This is a genomic window from Diaphorobacter sp. J5-51, assembly GCF_001023515.1.
Lineage (GTDB): Bacteria > Pseudomonadota > Gammaproteobacteria > Burkholderiales > Burkholderiaceae_C > Diaphorobacter > Diaphorobacter nitroreducens.
The window spans coordinates 56,741-76,044 of record NZ_JSYI01000140.1; the positions used below are offsets into that span (position 1 = coordinate 56,741).

At 69.9% G+C, this 19,304-nt stretch carries 10 protein-coding genes and 2 pseudogenes; 6 read left to right on the forward strand and 6 right to left on the reverse strand.

Going from position 1 to position 19,304, the window contains the following annotated elements; translation table 11 throughout:
• Nucleotides 1-147 precede the first annotated feature (147 nt).
• Nucleotides 148-6,168, reverse strand: a complete 6,021-nt coding sequence (locus OX89_RS17585; protein ID WP_199856273.1) for an MG2 domain-containing protein — start codon at nt 6,166-6,168, stop codon at nt 148-150.
• Between the two features lie 317 nt (nt 6,169-6,485).
• On the opposite strand from OX89_RS17585, the pseudogene OX89_RS18770 reads away from it, so the two are divergent.
• Nucleotides 6,486-6,714, forward strand: a pseudogene (locus OX89_RS18770) (catalase); the annotation flags it as partial.
• A 270-nt stretch (nt 6,715-6,984) separates the two neighbouring features.
• A pseudogene (locus tag OX89_RS17595) lies at nt 6,985-8,772 on the forward strand (catalase); the annotation flags it as partial.
• A gap of 78 nt (nt 8,773-8,850) precedes the next feature.
• Here the strand turns inward: OX89_RS17595 and OX89_RS17600 are convergent.
• Together OX89_RS17600 and argH are read right to left on the reverse strand one after the other, a co-directional pair.
• Entirely contained in the window at nt 8,851-9,825 is a 975-nt protein-coding gene (locus OX89_RS17600; protein ID WP_047351585.1) for a Bug family tripartite tricarboxylate transporter substrate binding protein, read from the reverse strand.
• 133 nt (nt 9,826-9,958) lie between these two features.
• Nucleotides 9,959-11,419: an argininosuccinate lyase gene (gene argH / locus OX89_RS17605; RefSeq protein WP_047351586.1), complete on the reverse strand. Its 1,461-nt coding sequence runs from the start codon at nt 11,417-11,419 to the stop codon at nt 9,959-9,961.
• A 49-nt stretch (nt 11,420-11,468) separates the two neighbouring features.
• Here argH and OX89_RS17610 point away from each other — a divergent pair, with 49 nt between their 5' ends.
• Both OX89_RS17610 and OX89_RS17615 read left to right on the forward strand, forming a co-directional pair.
• Nucleotides 11,469-12,536: a sensor histidine kinase gene (locus OX89_RS17610; protein WP_047351587.1), complete on the forward strand. Its 1,068-nt coding sequence runs from the start codon at nt 11,469-11,471 to the stop codon at nt 12,534-12,536.
• 46 nt (nt 12,537-12,582) lie between these two features.
• Entirely contained in the window at nt 12,583-13,335 is a 753-nt protein-coding gene (locus OX89_RS17615; RefSeq protein WP_047351588.1) for a LytTR family DNA-binding domain-containing protein, read from the forward strand.
• 154 nt (nt 13,336-13,489) lie between these two features.
• Here OX89_RS17615 and OX89_RS17620 read toward each other — a convergent pair whose 3' ends face one another.
• From OX89_RS17620 to polA, 3 genes are all read right to left on the reverse strand, one after another.
• Nucleotides 13,490-14,320, reverse strand: a complete 831-nt coding sequence (locus OX89_RS17620; protein WP_011806434.1) for a ZIP family metal transporter — start codon at nt 14,318-14,320, stop codon at nt 13,490-13,492.
• A 118-nt stretch (nt 14,321-14,438) separates the two neighbouring features.
• Nucleotides 14,439-15,332: a dienelactone hydrolase family protein gene (locus OX89_RS17625; protein WP_011806435.1), complete on the reverse strand. Its 894-nt coding sequence runs from the start codon at nt 15,330-15,332 to the stop codon at nt 14,439-14,441.
• 149 nt (nt 15,333-15,481) lie between these two features.
• The gene (gene polA, locus OX89_RS17630; RefSeq protein ID WP_047351589.1) at nt 15,482-18,250 is read right to left on the reverse strand and encodes a DNA polymerase I; all 2,769 of its coding nucleotides are present in this window, start codon (nt 18,248-18,250) and stop codon (nt 15,482-15,484) included.
• Nucleotides 18,251-18,392: 142 nt separating this feature from the next.
• Here polA and OX89_RS17635 point away from each other — a divergent pair, with 142 nt between their 5' ends.
• Complete coding sequence (locus tag OX89_RS17635; protein ID WP_047351590.1) at nt 18,393-18,809, forward strand: hypothetical protein; 417 nt, start codon at nt 18,393-18,395, stop codon at nt 18,807-18,809.
• A 36-nt stretch (nt 18,810-18,845) separates the two neighbouring features.
• Nucleotides 18,846-19,214, forward strand: coding sequence for a hypothetical protein (locus tag OX89_RS17640; protein WP_011806438.1), 369 nt, complete (start codon nt 18,846-18,848; stop codon nt 19,212-19,214).
• Nucleotides 19,215-19,304 lie beyond the last annotated feature (90 nt).

A 19,304-nucleotide genomic window follows, 5' to 3' on the forward strand; every position in this document is an offset into this window, starting at 1 on the left:
GGGCGTGAAAAGTGGTGCGAAGACGCAGGCTAGACGGCATCAATCGCACTATCTGAAAACACTGGCCCTGTAGCACTCATGAATCCGAGTTGTTCAGGACATCCCTAACGCCCGTCCATCAAACGCCAGCAGCTATGCATTGAATAGTCACGGGCGCTGCACCACTTTCACCCGCGCATTCGGTGCCTCGCCGAACATCTCGGGCGCGTACAGTGCCTCGACGCGGCTGGGTGGCAGCGCAAAGTCGCCCGCATTGTTCAGGCGCACGGTGTACTGCATCGTCACCGTGCCCTTGGGCAGGTACTCGTAGTAGCTGCGGAAGGACTCGAAGCCGCGCTCCTCGAACGCGGGCCAGCCCCGGCCCTCGCGCTTTTCGCCCTGCGTGGCGATTTCGGAGTCGCGCCCCAGGCCGCTGCCCAGGATGGTCGCCCCTGCGGGGATGGGATCGGTGATCGCCACCCAGGTCATGTCGGCCGTACCGGTCACCTCCAGCGTCACGCGCAGCACGTCGCCGCGCGAGTAGCTGCCCGCGGGCAGTGCCTTGTCGGCCTGCTCAACCGGCGTGACCGTGCGCTTGAGGGTGTAGCCCGCGCTGAACGGCTGCTGGCGCGGCACGGCCGCCACCGACTGCAGCGTGAGCCACGGCTTGCCCGGCCCCTGGTGCGTGACCACGAGCGGCTGCGCCGCGCCGGCGCCCATGCCCCACGGCAGGAACATGCCGTTGTTCTTGAGCATGCCGGGCGCCGCGGGCGCGCCGAACCAGCGGGTCTGGTGCGCGGCGCCCGCGGCGTCGCTGGCCTTGGCCGGCCCCACCTTGGCCCAGTCCACGCTGGCGCTGTGGCCGCCCAGCGTGGCGCGGGTGGTACCGGCCACCGGCGTGGACTCGAAGCGGGCGCTGAACTTCTCCAGCGCCAGCCCGCCCCACAGGTTGGCCGTGGTGGTGTGCCATGCGCCGCCCTGCTGGCGCGCGATGAAGCCGCTGGCCAGGCGCCCCATGTCGTCCTTCCACGCGGGGTCGTCCAGCACGGCCAGCATCAGGCGCGCGGTGTTCACGTCGCCGTTCTGCATCAGCCACCACCAGTAGTCGTGCTGCTCGGTGCTGAACAGCAGCTTGGTGCCCTGGTAGGACAGGCGGCCCTTGAGGATCTGCATCGCCTCGGCCAGGCGCTGCTCGCGCTGCGGCACGCCCTGCACCCGCTTGAGCACGTTGATCCAGTCGATCACCGCATGCGTGGGCCACTGGTTGGGCGCGATGGTGATGCTCTCCAGCAGCCGCGCCGGGGCATGGCCCGTGCGCGACAGCGCCTCGATGGCCGCCAGCTTGCGCAGGTCCAGGTCTTTGCGCGGGCTCCAGAAGTCGCGCTGGATGCGCCCTTCCACGAAGGCCGTCAGCCCACGCTCCATGGCCTCGCGCACTTCAACAGGCAGCGTGAACTCGGGGTACAGCGCGGCCGCTTCGTGCGTGGCGGCCAGCAGGTAGGCGGTGAGCGTGTCGCTGCCCCGGTTCGCACTGCCTTCGCTCGGCGGGAAGTAGTAGGCCAGTCCGTCGCCGTCCAGATAGGTGGGCAGCTGCGCCGCCACGCTGCGCCACAGCGCGGCATCACGCAGGCCGATGGCCTTGCTGGCCTTTTGCTCCAGGCATACGAACGGGTAGTTGGCCCACCAGTCGCGCACGCCGGGCAGGCCTTCGGCCAGCCGGGGCTGCAGCGCCAGCTTGAGGCCGCCGCGCCCCTGCAGCGCACCCGCGGGCGGCGCTGCCTCGGTCTGGAAGCTGCCGTCCAGCTGCACCAGCGTGGCCTGCTGCACAGCCAGCGGCACGGCGGGTACCAGCCGCTGGGTCACCTTGAGCGCATCGCGTGCGCCGCTCACCGTATCGCGCGCCTCGATCTCCCACAGCAGCGCCTGGGCGCGCGTCTGGGCCAGCTGCGCGGGCGCGGTGACGGTCCACGCCACCTCGCGCGACTCACCCGCGGGAATGTCCACGGTCTGCCTGTCCAGCTGCAGCAGTGTGGCGCGCGGCGTGACCTCGACCTTCATCGCCGCGCGGGTGGTATTGCGCAGCGTGAGCTGCGCGCGGAACTGGTCCTCCTCGCGCACCAGCGGTGGCAGGCCGCTGATGATCTGCAGGTCCTGCGTGGCGCGGATGCTCGTGGCGCCGGTGCCGAACAGGCCCGTTCCCGCATCCGCCACCGCCACCACCCTGAAGGTGGTGAGCGCATCGTTGAGCGGCACCGTCACCTGCGCCTGGCCGTTGGCATCCAGCACGATGGCGGGGCGCCACAGCAGCAGCGTGTCCAGCAGCTCGCGCGTGGCCGTGTGGCCGCCGCCGCCGCCCGCGGGCACGGCCTTTTTGCCGTAGTGGCGCCGGCCGATGATCTCCATCTGCGCGGTGGAAGTCTCCACGCCCCACGCCCGGCGCTGCCGCATGGCCTCCAGCAGGTTCCAGCTGGTGTTGGGCATCAGCTCCAGCAGCGCCTGGTCCACGGCGGCCAGCGCCACCTCGGCGCCGGCGGCGGGCTTGCCGTCCGGCAGCGTGGCGGTGATGGTGACCTGCGCCTTGCCGCGCACCGGGTAGCTGTCCTTGTCGGCCTTGACCTGCACCGCGATCTGGTGCGCGGCATGGCCCACACGCAGCTCGGCCACGCCCAGCCGGTAGGCGGGCTTGGACAGGTCCACCATGGCCGTGGGGGCGACGTACTCGCGGCCCTCGTACCAGAAGGCGTTCCACCATTCGCGCGGCGCCTTGAAGCCCCAGGTGAAGAAGCTGTACCAGGGCACCTCGCGCAGGCGCCCGCGCAGGGCCAGCACGCTCACGTAGACGTTGGGGCTCCAGTCCTGCCCGATCTGGACCTGCACCGTGGGGTCCTGGCCATTGAGCTGCACCACGCGCGTGTCGATGATGCCCTCGCGTTCCACGCTGACCAGCGCCGTGGCATGGCGAAACGGCATGCGCACCTGCAGCCGCGCGGTCTCGCCGGGCTGGTAGCTCTTCTTCTCGGGCAGCACGTCGATGCGGTCATGGTCCTCGCCGCCAAACCACAGCTCGCCGCGCCGCGTGACCCAGACGGAGGACGCAGCCTGGGCCTCGTTGCCGTCCTTGTCGCGCGCGGTGACCACCAGCTCCACCTCGCCGGGCTCGTCCAGCTTGGCGTCGCACAGCAGCAGGCCGCGGCTGTCGCTTTTGCCGGTGCACACGGTGCCCAGGTCCTTGGTCTCGGTCTTGTTGTCGTAGCTGTAGAAGCCCCCCACCATGCGCTTGCGGCTGGTGGTGGTGACATGCGCGATGGCCTGCACGGCCAGTGGCACTCCGGCCTGGGGCTGGCCCTGCAGCGACAGCGCCAGCGCCTGGAAGCGCACGCGGCTCGCAGCCGATGCCCAGCCCTCGGTCTTCACGCCAGCCACCACGGCGGCCGGCCACAGCGTGTGCGTGCTGCGCACCGTCTGCACCTCGCCATTGGGGTCGGCATAGGTGGCCTCCAGCACCAGGTCCTGCGCCTGGCGGGCCGGGGGCAGTTCTTCGATGGTCACGCGGCCCGCGCCGCTCTTGTCCAGCGTGAGCGCCAGCTTGTCGGCCACCACGCGCGTGTCCTGCCGCGCCGCGGGCTCCTCGTCGTCATCGCCCGCCTGCGCGCCGCGCTTGCGGGGCGGCTGGAAGCTGAAGGCGTCGAAGTCGCCGAACTGCAGGAACTTGCCGCGCACCATGGCCGACACCCGCACCGGCAACTGGCCGGCAGGGCCGCCAGACACGTAGCCCACCCGCACGTCGGCCGGCACCGAGCGCACGCGCACCAGCGGCTTGCTGTCCGCGGGCGCGATACGCCCTTCCAGCACCGGCAGGCGGAACTCCTCCACGCGGAAGCTCCCGGAATCGAACGAGCGCTCGCCCCCATTGACGTCAGCGCCGCGCAGCTCCACCTGGTACAGGCCCAGCTTGGCCGCCGGCGGCACCGCGAACTCGCTGGTGGCCGACAGGCCGCCCGTGCCCGTCTTGCGCCACTGCAGCGGCTGGGTGAACTGCTGGCCGCTGCCGACGTGGGTGATCGCCAGTTCCGACGGCCGCTCCTGCGGCAGCGCAAAGCCCTGGCGGTTCTGCAGACGCAGCACGTGCTTCATGGACACGGTCTCGCCCGCGCGCAGCAGCGTGCGGTCGAAGATGGTGTGGGCCACGGTATCCGGGCGCGGGTCGCTGCTGGTGGGCAGGTTGAAGCGCCAGGGCTCGATGCCGCGCTGCCAGTCGCTCCAGGCAAAGGCCAGATCCTCCACCCCGTCCGCGCCGCGGTGGCGCGCGCTCACGAAGTAGGCCTGCGAGCCATCGCCGTAGCCGTCGTAGCCGTCTGCGTCGCCGCAGCGCGGCGGCTCGGGCGACAGTCCGTCAAAGCGCGCAATACCCTGCGCATCGGTCTGCGCCTGGGCCAGCAGGCGGCCCCGGCAATCGGACACGCGCACGCTCGCGCCCGGCACGGGCTGCCCCTTGTCCAGCGTGGTCACCCAGGCCAGCGCGTTCTCGCGGCCCAGCTTGAAATGCACACCCAGGTTGGTGACCAGCGCCGCCGTGCGCACATACATGGTGCGGCCGGCACCGTGGCGCTCGTCCAGCAGCGCGCCGCCCAGCGCCTGCGACGCCACCTCCACCACATGGAAACCTGGCGCCAGCGGTATGCCCACGACCTCGAACGGCCGCGGGTCCGCTGCTGCGGCGCGGGGCAGCTCCAGCGCCTTGGCGCCGCTCTGGCCGGCCAGCAGCGACAGCATGCGGGTCTGCACGTACTCCTTGTTCTCCTGCCCCTGCAGCGGCTGGGGCAGTGTGCTCACGCCGTCCCGGCGGGCCTGCCCACGCTCCACCAGCGCGCCGTGGTAGCGGCGCACCTTGCGCATCCAGGCGATGATCTCCGCATCGCCACCGGGCTGCAGCGTGCGCACCCGGCCTGCCGGAGCCTCGGGGGAAGACGCAGGTTGCAGGCCCTGCACGCGCAGCGCGGGCTCCACCTTGCGCAGCGTCACGGGCAGCAGCGCGGGCGGGTGGTCCTCGGCCGGACCTTCGGCAAAGCGCTCGACGATGCCAAAAGGCGCCGCCGCAAACTTGGCCAGCGGCGGCATGCCGCCCGTGGCCACCTTGAGCGGGAAACTCGCCGCATTGCGCGGCGCGCGCCCCGCGGCATCGCGAAAGTCCGCCGGCAGCTCCACCGTGAAGGACGTGCTCTCGGCCAGCGGCACGCCGAAGCGCACGGCGTTCACCAGCGCGTCGCCCGGCTGCGCGGCCGTGCCCTCCCCTTCGCCCTCAAAGCGCGGCAGCAGCGTTTCGTAGCTGGACTTCAGCCGTATGCCCGCCGCCACCTTGCGCGACACGGGTGCGTTGAACGACAGCACCATGGGGCGGATCGGCAGGCACGCGGCCTGGGCGTTCTCGCGCTCGCACTGGAACTCCACGGCAAAGGGCTCGCGCACCTGGAAGGCAAAGCGCCTTTCCACCGTGTTCGCCACGCCGCTGGGCGTGGCCACGCCCTTGCCGAAGACGAGCTGCATGCGCGTGCCCGAGGTCAGGCGGCGGTTGCATGCCAGCGTGGCGTATTGCAGCGGCGCCTGCGCGGCGCGCTTGTCCAGCCCCAGGGCCTTGAGGATGTCGCCGCGCTGCGCACCTTCGACCAGGCGCACAGGCACGCGCTCGCCCACGCCGTCCAGCGCACACCAGGCATGGCTGCGCAGGCTGTCCTGCGTGGCCGCGCCGTTCAGCTGCAGCACGAACACCTGCTCCTCGTCGATGGACTGGTAGGTGCCGGGCAGGATGCGCTGGACAAACGGGCCGCCACTATTGAACTGATAGCTTCTCGCGCCCGACAGCTCTGCGCCAGAGGCCGATTTGAACCCCGACCTGGCGGTGGCCGTGCAGCGCACGCCCGGCGGCAGGTCGCGCGCGAAGTCGAACACCCATTCGCGCTCGCCCGTCCAGCGGCCCGTGCCCTTGGCCGCATCGGCGTCGCTGCACTGCACCGTGAAGGGAGCCGGCGCCTGTGGGTCGCCAAAGCGCACGGCGGCCGCGTCAAACCGCGCCACCACCTGGCGCACCTGCGCCACCTCGCCCTGGGGCGAAAAGCTGCTCACCTGCAGCGCCTGCGCGCCGCCCGCCAGCAGTGCGCAACCCGCGGCAACCCACCGTATCCATGTATTCAAGAGATCCCCCCTGCAGTGCTTTGGCCGAGCGTATCAAAGCGCTCCATGCGCCACGCGGCTGTTGCATGCGCTTACAGGCTGGGCAGCCCCGTCCCGCGCGGTGGCGCATGACGACGCGCAAAGGGGCGCAAGTCCTACCCAGGCGCCGCAAAACCGCGCGAAACATGGCGGCTCGCCGCAGCGCGGCACCGTGCAACACCCACCGCCATTTCGCCCAAGGAGCGTCCATGCCACGAACCCCCGCCACCAAGCAACCCCTACCCGCCCGCCAGGCCGCGGCCCATGCGGACAGCTACCGCGGCCATGCCGGAGAACTGCAGCAGCAGGCCGCCGGCCAGCACCCGGTGCTGACCACCCAGCAGGGCATTGCGGTGCCCGACAACCAGAACACCCTGCGCCCCTCGCCGCACGGGCCGGCGCTGCTGGAAGACTTCATCCTGCGCGAGAAGATCACCCACTTCGACCACGAGCGCATTCCCGAGCGCGTGGTGCACGCGCGCGGCTCCGCAGCGCACGGTTTCTTCGAGCTCACCCACTCCCTCGCGGACTAGGGCCTGTTCACACTATTTTTGCCAGTGCGAATGGCGTGAAAACCGCGCCAATCTAGGCGCGTGACGACGCCAAGGCCGGGGCCTTGGCTAGGAGGGCAACGACGAATGGCGCGGTTCTCACTCCGTTCCCTCCGGGTTGCGATCAAAAAGGGCCATTCGCGGCGTTGCCAAGCCTCGCTGGGGTAGCACCCCAGCTTCGTTTGGCGCCTTGCGCCTGGCCCTTTTTGATCGCAACGCATCTGGCAAAAATAGTGTGAACAGGCCCTACACCACGGCACGGGTACTGACCGAAGTCGGCACGCGCACGCCCGTGTTCACCCGCTTTTCCACGGTGGCCGGTGGCGCCGGATCGGTGGACACGCCGCGCGACGTGCGGGGCTTTGCCGTGAAGTTCTACACGCCCGAGGGCAACTGGGACCTGGTGGGCAACAACATCCCGGTGTTCTTCATCCAGGACGCGATGAAGTTCCCCGACCTCGTGCACGCCGTGAAGATGGAGCCCGACCGCGCCTTCCCGCAGGCCGCCAGCGCGCACGACACGTTCTGGGACTTCATCTCGCTCATGCCCGAATCCATGCACATGGTGATGTGGATCATGAGCGACCGCACCATTCCGCGCAGCCTGCGCATGATCGAGGGCTTTGGCGTGCACAGCTTCCGGCTGGTGAATGCCGCGGGTGAGAGCACCTTCGTCAAGTTCCACTGGCGGCCCAAGCTGGGCATTCAGTCCACCGTGTGGGACGAGGCGATGAAGCTGCAGGCGGCGGACAACGACTTCCACCGCCGCGACCTGTTCGAGGCCATCGAGGCGGGCGACTACCCCGAGTGGGAGCTGTCCGTGCAGCTGTTCACCGAGGAAGAGGCCGGCACGTTCCCCTTCGACCACCTGGACGCGACCAAGCTCATCCCCGAAGAGTTGGTGCCGCTGCGGCCCATCGGGCGCATGGTGCTCAACCGCTGGCCCGACAACTTCTTCGCCGAGACCGAGCAGGTCGCCTTCTGCCCGGCCAACCTGCCGCCGGGCATCGACTTCAGCAACGACCCGCTGCTACAGGGGCGCCTGTTCAGCTACCTGGACACGCAACTGCTGCGCCTGGGCGGCCCCAACTTCGTGCAGATCCCCATCAACGCGCCCAAGTGCCCCTTCGCCCACAACCAGCGCGACGGCCACATGCAGATGCTCGTGCCGCAGGGCCGCGTGAACTACGAGCCCAGCAGCCTGCAGGCCGACTCGCCCCGCGCATCGCAGGCGGCAGGCTTTCGGCATGTGGCGCAGACCGACGAAGGCAGCGGCAAGGGGCGCATCCGCCCCGAGAGCTTTGCCGACCACTACAGCCAGGCGCGCATGTTCTACCGCAGCCAGAGCCCGCTGGAGCAGGCGCACCTGGCGTCGGCGCTGGTGTTCGAGCTGTCCAAGGTACAGACGCTGCACGTGCGCGAAGGCGTGGTGGGCCATCTGCTGCACATCGACCCGCAGCTGGCCCAGCGCGTGGCCGATGGCCTGGCGCTGCCGCAGCTGCCGCCCGCCCCCCCGCTGGCCGTGCCGGTGCAGGACCTGCCGCCCTCGCCCGCCCTGCGCATCATCGACCGCATGAAGCCCACGCTGCAGGGCCGCTGCGTGGGCATTCTGGTGGCCGACGGCTCCAACGGCACCACCGTGGCCAACCTGCGCAAGGCGCTGGAGAAGGCGGGCGCGCAGGTGAAGATCGTCGCGCCCAAGGTGGGTGGCGCGCTGCTCAAGGACGGCACGCAGTTGCCTGCCGACGGGCAGCTGGCGGGCACGCCCTCGGCGGTGTTCGACGCGGTGGCCTCGGTGCTGTCGCCGGAGATGGGCGCGCAGCTGGCGCGCGAGGCCGTGGCGGTGGACTGGTTCCGCGACGCCTTCGGCCACCTCAAGGCCATCGCTGCCTGCAAGGGCACGCAGGCCATCCTGCAGGCCGGCGGCATCGAACCCGACGCGGGCGTGGTGGACCCGGCCGACGCGCAGGGCTTCATCGCCGCCGCGCAGACGCGCCAGTGGGCGCGCGAGCCGCAGGTGCGCACGCTGGCGTGAACGCGGGCCTGCGCTGGCCTGCGGGGCAGGGGCCGGGGTGCGCCCCTACCGCGCCCCTACCGCGCGGCTACTGCACGCCTACTGCGCCGTGAAGCCGCTGTTGCGGATGATGCGTGCCCAGGCTGCGGTGTAGGCCTTCTGGCGCGCGGCCAGTTGCCCGGGCGCCATGTGGCCCACGGTGAGACCCAGGGTGGTGAGCTGCTCATGCACCGCGGGCTGCGCCAGCACATGCGCCAGTGCGGCGGAGAACTGCGCGATGAAAGCGCCGGGCGTGCCGGCCGGCGCGTAGATGCCGTAGTACGGCAGATCCTCGAAGCCCTTGAGGCCCAGTTCGTCGAACGTGGGCACATCGGGCAGCGCGGCCTGGCGCTGCGTGCCCAGCACGCCCACCACGCGCAGCTTGCCGCCGCGGTGGTGCTCGATGAAGTCCTGCACCGATCCCACGCCCGCCGCGATCTGGTTGCCCAGCATGTCGCCGATCATGGGCGCGCTGCCGCGGTAGGGCGCGGCCACCAGGTCCAGCCGGTACTTGCGGCCCAGCAGCTTGACCAGAAACTCCGGCGTGGATGCCGGCGCCGGCACGCCCACCGCGCCCTGGCCGCCCCGCGCGGCCTGGAGCCACTGCACATATTCGTTGAACGAACGCGCGGGCGTGCCGCCCGAAACGGCAAACGCGTTCACGAAGGTGGCAAAGCCCGCCACCGGCACGAAGTCGCTCACCGGGTCGAAGCCGGGGTTCTTCACCACCAGCGGCAGGATGGAGAGGGTGTGGTCGTGCGTGAGGAACAGCGTGGTCCCGTCGGCCGGCGCGGCCTTGAGCACCTGCGCCGCGATCTGCCCGCCCGCGCCGGGTCGGTTGTCCACCACCACGGGGATGCCCAGCACGTCCTTGAGCTTGTCGGCCAGCAGGCGGGCGATGGCATCCGAGCCGCCTCCGGGCGGAAAGCCCACCAGGATGCGCACCGGCTTGGTGCCGTCGGCCCAGGCGGGCAACGCCGGCAGCACGCTGGCGGCAAGGGCGCGGGCCAGCAGGTGGCGGCGGTGCAGGTTCATGGTGGCTCTCCTGGGGCGGCAGGGCGATACAAATTCAGGAGCTGTTCGCGCTTGCCAGTAAAGCATTTCAGCATCAAAACATACTGAAAACCGCCTACATCAAGCGCTGCCAGCTCCTATTTTTGACGGGCAATCAGGCGGACAGCCGCGCACGGTGGCGCGCCAGCTGCGTGCGCACCTGCGCGGGCGCGGTGCCGCCCAGGGTGTTGCGCGCGTTCAGCGAGCCCTGCAGGCTCAGGGCATCGAACACGTCCTTCTCGATCGCCGGGTGAAAGCCCTGCAGCACGGCCAGCGGCAGCTCCGACAGGTCCACGCCGTGCGACACGGCGGCCTTCACCGCGTGGGCCACGGTCTCGTGCGCGTCGCGGAACGGCAGGCCCTTCTTGACGAGGTAGTCAGCCAGGTCGGTCGCCGTGGCGTAGCCCTTGAGCGCCGCGGCGCGCATGGCCTCGGCGTTCACGGTGATGCCGCCGTCCTTGCAGCCGGTGGCGGGGTTCATCTGGCCGCCGATCATCTCGGCGAAGATGCGCAGCGTGTCCTTCAGCGTGTCCACCGTGTCGAACAGCGGCTCCTTGTCTTCCTGGTTGTCCTTGTTGTAGGCCAGGGGCTGGCCCTTCATCAGCGTGATCAGACCCATCAGGTGGCCCACCACGCGGCCGGTCTTGCCGCGCGCCAGCTCCGGCACGTCGGGGTTCTTCTTCTGCGGCATGATCGACGAGCCGGTGGTGAAGCGGTCGGCGATGCGGATGAAGCCGAAGTTCTGGCTCATCCAGATGATGAGTTCCTCGGACAGGCGGCTCACGTGCACCATGCACAGGCTGGCGGCGGCCGTGAACTCGATGGCGAAGTCGCGGTCGCTCACGCCGTCCAGGCTGTTCTGGCACACGCCCTCCATGCCCAGCGTCTTGGCCACGCGCTCGCGGTCCAGCGGGTAGGTAGTGCCGGCCAGCGCGGCGGAGCCCAGCGGCAGCACGTTCACCCGGCGGCGCACGTCGCGCATGCGCTCGGCATCGCGTGCAAACATCTCCACGTAAGCCAGCAGGTGGTGCGCAAAGCTCACGGGCTGCGCCACCTGCAGGTGGGTGAAGCCGGGCAGGATCACCTCGACGTTCTGCTCGGCCACCTCGACCAGCGACAGCTGCAGCTCGCTCAGCAGGCCCTCGATCAGGTCGATCTCGCCGCGCAGCCACAGGCGCACGTCGGTGGCCACCTGGTCGTTGCGGCTGCGGCCGGTGTGCAGGCGCTTGCCGGCGTCGCCCACCAGCTGGGTCAGGCGCGCCTCGATGTTCAGGTGCACGTCCTCCAGGTCCAGCTTCCACTCGAACGCGCCGGACTCGATCTCCTGCGTGATCTGGGCCATGCCCTTCTGAATGTCGGCGTGGTCCTGCGCGCTGATGATGCCTTGCGCGGCCAGCATCTCGGCATGGGCCAGGCTGCCCGCGATGTCGGCCTGCCACAGGCGCTTGTCGAAGAACACGCTCGACGTATAGCGCTTGACCAGATCGCTCATGGGCTCGGAGAACAAGGCCGACCAGGCCTGGGCCTTGGTGGCGAGCTGGTCGTGGGACGGTTGCGAGGCGGAAGAAGAGGACATGGGGGCAATAATCCGGGGGTTTCGACACCCGGAACGCCCGGATGCCGCAATGCAAGAGACGCAAATTTTATCGACCCGCCCCGCCGCCCTGCCCGAAGCCGCACCGCGCAGCGCGGTACGCGGCCGCGCGCTGGTGTTCGACGCCTGCCAGGTGGGCGTGGTGCTGCGCGCCGTGCTGTTCGTGGAACTGGTGCTGGGCGTGGGCGCCTTGTTCAGCGCGGGCAGCCTGGCGGAATGGCTGGCGCGCCTGGCGTTGCTCACGGGCGGCGCGCTGCCGGCCACCCTCGCCTGGCTGATCACGGCCTGCAGCCTCAAGACGGCGCTGCAGCGCCTGCAGGAGCCGCTGCAGTACGCCGCCGGCGTGCTGCTGGGCGCACTGGCCGGCCTGCTGGCCTGCGCCATGCTGGCCCTGGCCAGCGGCCCCGCGGGCGCCCCGCCGCCGTGGCTGGCCAGCGCCGCCAGCGGCGCGCTGCTGGCGGCGCTGCTGGTCACCGCGCTGAGAATGCGCGCACGCGCGCGCACGCCCGCCGCCACCACCGCGCGCCTGACCGAGCTGCAGGCGCGCATCCGCCCACACTTCCTGTTCAACACGCTCAACAGCGCCATTGCCCTGGTGCGCGACGAACCCGCCAAGGCCGAGGCGCTGCTGGAAGACCTGAGCGACCTGTTCCGACACGCCCTGGTGGAGCAGGGCGAGTCCGCCACGCTGGAGGAAGAGATCGTGCTGGCGCGCCGCTACCTGGACATCGAGCAGGTGCGCTTTGGCGAACGCATGCGCGTGCAATGGGTGCTGGATGCGCGCGCCAACGCCGCGCGCCTGCCGCCGCTCTTGCTGCAGCCGCTGGTGGAAAACGCGGTCAAGCACGGCGTGGAGCCCAGTGCGCGCGGGGGCAAGCTGCGCATCGCCACCGAACGGCGCGGCGGCCGCGTGGTGCTGACCATCACCAACACCCTGCCCACCGATCGCCCCACGGCCGAGGACGCGCCGCGCGGCCACGGCATCGCCCAGGCAAACGTGCGCGACCGCCTGCGCCTGCTGCACGACGTGGACTGCGACTTCAGCGCCGGCGTACAGGGCGGCCTGTACCAGGTGCGCATCTCGCTGCCCGCGCCCTGAATCCCCGGGCCACGCGGCACGCCACATCCACTACAGTCGACGCCCCATGCACATCCTGATCGTGGACGACGAACTCCTGGCCCGCAGCCGCCTGCGCACGCTGCTGGCCGACTGCGACCCCCGCCACAGCGTGACGGAGGCCGCGCACGCCGCGGACGCGCTGGCGCAGCTCGAGGCCAGCGGCGGCCACGCGGTGGACGTGGTGCTGCTGGACATCCACATGCCCGGCCAGGACGGCCTGGGACTGGCGCACCACATCCAGCGCCTACCGCACCCGCCGGCCATCGTGTTCGTGACCGCCCACGCGGACCATGCGCTGTCAGCCTTCGAACTGGATGCCGTGGACTACCTGACCAAGCCCGTGCGCCTGCAGCGCCTGCAGCAGGCACTGGCCAAGGCGCAGCGCGCCGCAGCCCCCAGCGCCGCTCCCACGCGCTCGCCGCTGCCGGCACCCAGCTGCGAGGTGCTACTGATCCAGGAGCGCGGGCGCACCGAGCGCGTGCCGCTGGACGACGTGCTGTTCCTGCGCGCCGAGCAGAAATACGTGACGGTGCGCACCCTCACGCGCAGCTTCGTCATCGACAGCGCGCTGTCCGACCTGGAGGCGCGCCACGCGGGCCACTTTCTGCGCGTGCACCGCAGCACGCTGGTGGCCCGCCGCGCCATGCGCGCGCTGGAGCGCTATTACGACGCCGAGGAGGGCGAAGGCTGGGCCGTGCGCCTGCATGGACTCACCGAGCCCCTGCCGGTCTCGCGCCGCCAGGTGGCCGGGGTGCGCGAGGCGCTGGCCACGGGTTGATACGGCTGCGGCGTTCACGGCGTTCCAGGCGCCCACACGCCCGCACCCTCTAAACGGCTGCACCCTCTGCGCGGCCGCCGGCCCTTGGACTGGCGCCGCGGTCCTCCCCGGGCAGGCAGGCGCGGCGCGCACACCGGCGAACGCGCTGCCGTGCTCAATGCGCGTGCGCCAGCCCGCTCACAAAGGTCACCACCGCGATGCCGGCCGCCAGCCAGGCGATCTGCGCCAGCGTCTGCGCGGCCGAGAGGCGTTTTTGCAGTTGCGGGATCAGGTCGGCCAGCGCCACGTACACGAAGCTGCTGGAGGCGATGGCCAGGAAATACGGCAGCCCGCCGTCCCACAGCCCCACCAGGTAGTAGCCCACCAGGCCGCCCAGCGCCGTCAGCGCGCCCGCCAGCGAGACCTTGAGCAGCGCCGCGTTGCGGTGGCGGGTGCTGTGGCGCAGCACCACCAGGTCGCCGATGTGGTGCGGCACCTCGTGCGCCAGCACCGACAGCGCGGCCACCACGCCCAGCCGCGTGTCCGCCATGAAGGCCGAGGCGATCAGCACGCCGTCGCCAAAGCAGTGCACGCTGTCACCGGTCAGCAACGCCCAGCCGCCATGCCCGTGCTGGCCCGGGCCATGGTGGTGGTCGTGCGCGTGGTCAGGGTGGTGGTCGTGGTGGCCCTGGCCATGGATGTGCCGCTCGGACGGGCTGTGCTCATGGCCGTGGTGCCACAGCTCGGCCTTGTCCAGCAGGAAGAAGAACACCAGCCCCAGCAGCAGCGTGGCAAACAGGTCGTGCGCACTGGCCTGGCTCTCGAACGCCTCGGGCAGCAGATGCATGAAGGCGGTCGCCAGCAGCGCGCCCGCCGCCAGGCTCAGCAGGTGGTGCGGCCCCACGCGCTGGCGCGTGCCCATGCCCAGGCGCAGCAGCGCCGCCGCCACCCACACACTGCCAATGCCCGCGGCCAACGTGGCCAGGATGATCGCTATTAATGTCATAGCTGCTTGCGCTTTCTCTTATTGGCCTAGGTGCCAATTTCATTCATTCAAAACCAAACTCTCGCCGCGCCATCAAAAAAAGCCCCGAAGGGCTTGTGTGCGTGCTGGCTGCCGCGGCTCACGCCACGCCGTGCTGCTTGAACCAGGCCAGCGTGCGCTTCCAGCCGTCCTGCGCGGCTTCCTTGCGAAAGCTCGGGCGGTAGTCGGCATGGAAGGCATGCGGCGCGTCCGGGTAGACCACGAACCGCGAGGCTTTCGCTGCGGCAGACCCTTCTGACAGGGCGCTTTTCATCTTATCAATCGTGTCAAGAGGTATGCCGGCATCTTTTTCACCATACAGACCCAGCACGGGTGCCTTGAGGATGGGCGCCAGGTCCACGGGGTGCTTGGGATTCAGGGCGCTGGCCTGCCCCACCAGACGGCCATACCAGGCCACCCCGGCCTTCACCGGGCCATGCGCGGCGTAGAGCCAGGTGATGCGGCCGCCCCAGCAAAAGCCGGTGATGCCCACGCGCTGGAGGTCGCCGCCATGGGCTCCGGCCCATTGCACGGCGCCGTCCAGGTCGGCCATGACCTGGGCATCGGGCACCTTGGACACCAGCTCGCTCATGAGCTTGGCGACTTCACTGTAGGCGCGCGGGTCGCCCTGGCGCGCGAACAGGTCGGGGGCAACGGCAAGGTAGCCCTCGTGCGCCAGGCGGCGGCAAACGTCGGCAATGTACTCGTGCACGCCGAAGATCTCTGAAATCACCAGCACCACGGGCAGCCCCGTCTTGCCCTGCGGCGCCGCGCGGTAGGCGCGCACGTCAAAGCCGTTCACCGCAAAGTGCACCTCCCCCGCCGTGAGCCCGTCGGCCGGGGTGGAGACCGCTGTCTGCGCCATCACCGGCGCGGCCGCGGCGGCATAGCCGGCCCCCAGCATGACGCCCAGCGCGGTGCGGCGGCTGGCGCCCGCTGCAGTGCTACGGCCGGGGACGAGTGCATCGAAGTCGTTCTGGAGATCGCTGTGCATGACGGAGGCTCCTGGCAATGGGTGGCAAGGGTTGGGGGACGGACGCCCCCCGGCGCTGGCCAGGAGGCATGGCGTGCCAATGTAGCGGCAATGGCCGTTTTGCGCATGCGACCCGCCCGCGCCACCGCGCCAACGGGCTACAAGCGCTATCAGTGCGCCTTGTCCCAGTCGGGCCCTACGCCCACTTCGGCCAGCAGCGGTACCTGCAGCGCGGCCACGCCGGCCATCAGGCGCGGGATCTCACGGCGCAGCCAGTCCACCTCGCCCTCGGGCAGCTCGAACACCAGTTCGTCGTGCACCTGCATGATCATGAGCACCTCGGGCTTGCGCGCGTCCAGCTCGCCCTGCACGGCCACCATGGCCTTCTTGATGAGGTCGGCCGCCGTGCCCTGCATGGGCGCGTTGATGGCGGCGCGCTCGGCCGCGCCGCGGCGCGGGCCGTTGGGCGAGTTGATCTCCGGCAGGTACAGGCGCCGGCCGAACACGGTCTCCACGTAGCCGCGCGCCTTGGCCTGGGCCTTGGTCTCTTCCATGTACTGCTTCACGCCGGGGTAGCGCTGGAAGTAGCGGTCGATATAGGCGGCGGCGGCCTTGGTCTCGATGCCCAGGTTCTTGGCCAGGCCGAAACTGCTCATGCCGTAGATCAGGCCGAAGTTGATGACCTTGGCGTAGCGGCGCTGCTCGCTGCTCACCTGGTCCAGCGCCACGCCGAACACCTCGGCCGCCGTGGCGCGGTGCACGTCCAGGCCCTCGCGGAAGGCGTGCAGCAGCGCCTCGTCGCCGCTGATGTGCGCCATGATGCGCAGCTCGATCTGGCTGTAGTCGGCACTGGCAATCACGCGGCCCGCGGGTGCCACGAAGGCCTCGCGCACGCGCCGGCCCTCCGGCGTGCGAATGGGGATGTTCTGCAGGTTGGGCTCGTTGCTGGACAGCCGCCCGGTGACGGCCACGGCCTGCGCGTAGTGGGTGTGGACACGGCCGGTGCGCGGGTCCGCCAGCGTGCTGAGCTTGTCGGTGTAGGTGCCCTTGAGCTTGCACAGGCTGCGGTGTTCCAGCAGTTTGGCGGGCAGCGGGTAGTCCTCGGCCAGCTTCTCCAGCACCTCTTCGTCGGTGCTGCGCGCGCCGGTGGCGGTCTTCTTCACCACGGGCATGCCCAGCTTGTCGAAGAAGATTTCACCCAATTGCTTGGGCGAGCCCAGGTTGAAGGGCTGGCCGGCGATGGCGTACGCCTCCTGCTCCAGCTGCAGGATGCGCTGGCCCAGCGCGTGGCTCTGGGCGGCCAGCTTGCCCGCGTCGATCAGCACGCCATTGCGCTCGATGCGAAACAAGGTCTCGCTGCAGGCCATCTCCAGCTCGTAGATGCCGCGCAGCTTGTCGTCGGCCTGCAGCTGGGGCCATAGCACGCGGTGCACATCCAGCGTCTGGTCGGAGTCCTCGCACGAGTAGGCCGCAGCCTTGTCCACCGGGACCTGGGCAAACGGGATCTGCTTGGCCCCCTTGCCGCACAGGTCTTCGTAGCTGATGCCGGTGCGGCCCGTGTGGCGCTCGGCCAGGCTGGCCAGGCCATGGGGCTTGTGCACTTCCAGCACGTAGCTTTGCAGCATGGTGTCGTGCGCATAGCCGCGCACCTGGATGCCATGGTTGGCGAACACATGCCGGTCGTACTTCACGTGCTGGCCCAGCTTGGGGCAGGCCGGGTCTTCCAGCCAGGGGCGCAGGCGCTCCAGCACCTCGGCCAACGGCAGCTGCGGCGGCGCGTCAGGGCCGTTGTGCGCCAGCGGGATGTAAGCGGCGGCTCCGGGCTCAACGCTGAAGGACACGCCCACGATCTCGGCGCGCAACTCGTCCAGCGACGTGGTCTCGGTGTCCAGCGCCGCCAGCGGCGCGGCCTTCAGGCGCGCGAGCCAGCCGTCGAGCTGCTCCCAGGTGAGGATGGTGTCGTAGGTCACCTCGCGCTGCTGCGCCTGCACGGCGACGGCGCTGGCGTCGGGCGTGGCGAAGAGGTCTCCGCTGGCGCCAGCATCCGGCACCACCGCGGACGGCAGCGCGCGTGCCAGGCTCTTGAAGCCATACTTTTGATAAAAATCGCGCAACGCGTCCGCCTGCTCAGCGCCAACAGCTATCGCATCGATAGCAGGCAGGCCATCGAGGTGGCCTGCCAGGTCGCAATCGGTCTTGATGGTGACCAGCGTGCGTGCGGTGGGCAGCCAGTCCAGCGCCCCGCGCAGGTTCTCGCCGGCCACGCCCTTGATGGCGCCCGCGTTGGCCAGCAGCGCATCCAGCGAACCGTATTCCGTGAGCCATTTGGCGGCGGTCTTGGGGCCGACCTTGGGCACGCCGGGCACGTTGTCCACGGCATCGCCCACCAGGGCCTGGTAGTCCACCATGAGCGTCGGGGGCACGCCGAACTCGGCGGTCACGCCGGCTACGTCCCGCTTCTTGCCGTTCATGGTGTCGATGATGGTGATGTTTTCGTTCACCAGCTGGCTCAGGTCCTTGTCGCCGCTGGAGATCACCACCTGCATGCCCTGGCCGGCCGCGGTAGCAGCCAGCGTGCCGATCACGTCGTCGGCCTCCACGCCGGGGATACACAGCACCGGCCAGCCCAGCAGCCGCACCACCTCGTGGATGGGCTCGATCTGCGCACGCAGGTCATCGGGCATGGGCGCGCGGTGCTGCTTGTACTCGGGGTACAGCGCGTCGCGAAAAGTGGGGCCGCTGGCATCGAAAACGCAGGCGGCGTAGTCGGCCGGGACTTCTTTCTTGAGCGCCTGCAGCATGTTGATCATGCCGCGGATGGCCCCCGTGGGGGCGCTGGCGGGATCGCCCGGCACGGCGCGTAGGTCGGGCATGGCATGGAATGCGCGGTACAGGTAGCTGGAGCCATCCACCAGCACCAGGGTCTTGGGGCGTGTCATCGGCGAATTCTCCCACGCTCATCGGCCGTGGCCGCCATCGCAATCAGCACCCCGCACGCGGGCAGGTGCAGTGGAAAGCGGCACAATCCGTCGCCATGGCCCGGCGGTGCGCCGCGCCCTCCCCTCTCCCCAAGGCTGCCCCATGAAACACCACCTGCTCGCCCTCCTCGCCTGCGCCACCACCACCCTGGCGTGGGCCAACCCGGACTTCAAGAACGTGCCGCCTTCGATGCAGAAGTCGCTGCACGGCATCAGTGCCGCACAGTTTGACGGCGGCGTGCTGCGCGCGCAGATGAACAAGCCCGAGGTCACCGAGCTGGTGTACAACACCTTCGTCTTCCACAACATCTGCGCGCAGCAGTGGCACGACCCAGCGCAGTTCGCGCGCCTGGGCCTCACGCGCGTGGAGCTGTTCAATGCCGCCGGCACGCAGGGCTTTGCCTTCGATGCGCGCGGCGACGTATGCGAGGAGATGGGCAAGCTCGGCAAGAACTTCCGCACCTTCATCGGCAAGTACACACAGGTCTGCAGCGCCAGCACCTGCCCACCGCAGCGCTGAGCGCGCACGCCGGCGCACGGCGCCTACAATCGCGCCATGCGCGCTCTCCACTCCACCTTCCTGCTGCTGGCCCTGGCCAGTGCTCCCGCCCTGGCTCAGAATGCAAGCCAAAATGCCATTCAGCCCAGTACGGACGGGCGCGGCCAGCTATTGGAAAGAGAGCAGCAGGCTGAAGGGCGCCACAACCAGCGCGTAGAGCACATCGTGGTGGAGGACGCCGGCAGCCGCGTGCAAGAGCTGCGCGTGGGCGGGCAGACGCAGAGCATCACCGTGCAACCCAAGACCGGCACGCCGCTGCCCGCGTACGAAGTGCGCTCCAACGACGGAGCCCGCGCACGCCCCGGCAACTTCAACGAGTCGGACACCGTAACCGCACCACGCGTGTGGAACTTGCGCAATTTCTGACCGCTGCCAACGCGGCATTCCTGGCGGCCCGTATCGCCCGCTCCTTCCCCCGTTTTTTTCAGCACGCCGCGTGCACTGACGTACTGACCG

Bases quoted from the DNA above. Each gene is read 5' to 3' on its own strand.
- OX89_RS17600 (WP_047351585.1), bottom strand. From the start codon at position 9,825: ATGAACCTGCACCGCCGCCACCTGCTGGCCCGCGCCCTTGCCGCCAGC.
- argH (WP_047351586.1), bottom strand. From the start codon at position 11,419: ATGTCCTCTTCTTCCGCCTCGCAACCGTCCCACGACCAGCTCGCCACC.
- OX89_RS17610 (WP_047351587.1), top strand. From the start codon at position 11,469: ATGCAAGAGACGCAAATTTTATCGACCCGCCCCGCCGCCCTGCCCGAA.
- OX89_RS17615 (WP_047351588.1), top strand. From the start codon at position 12,583: ATGCACATCCTGATCGTGGACGACGAACTCCTGGCCCGCAGCCGCCTG.
- OX89_RS17620 (WP_011806434.1), bottom strand. From the start codon at position 14,320: ATGACATTAATAGCGATCATCCTGGCCACGTTGGCCGCGGGCATTGGC.
- OX89_RS17625 (WP_011806435.1), bottom strand. From the start codon at position 15,332: ATGCACAGCGATCTCCAGAACGACTTCGATGCACTCGTCCCCGGCCGT.
- polA (WP_047351589.1), bottom strand. From the start codon at position 18,250: ATGACACGCCCCAAGACCCTGGTGCTGGTGGATGGCTCCAGCTACCTG.
- OX89_RS17635 (WP_047351590.1), top strand. From the start codon at position 18,393: ATGAAACACCACCTGCTCGCCCTCCTCGCCTGCGCCACCACCACCCTG.
- OX89_RS17640 (WP_011806438.1), top strand. From the start codon at position 18,846: ATGCGCGCTCTCCACTCCACCTTCCTGCTGCTGGCCCTGGCCAGTGCT.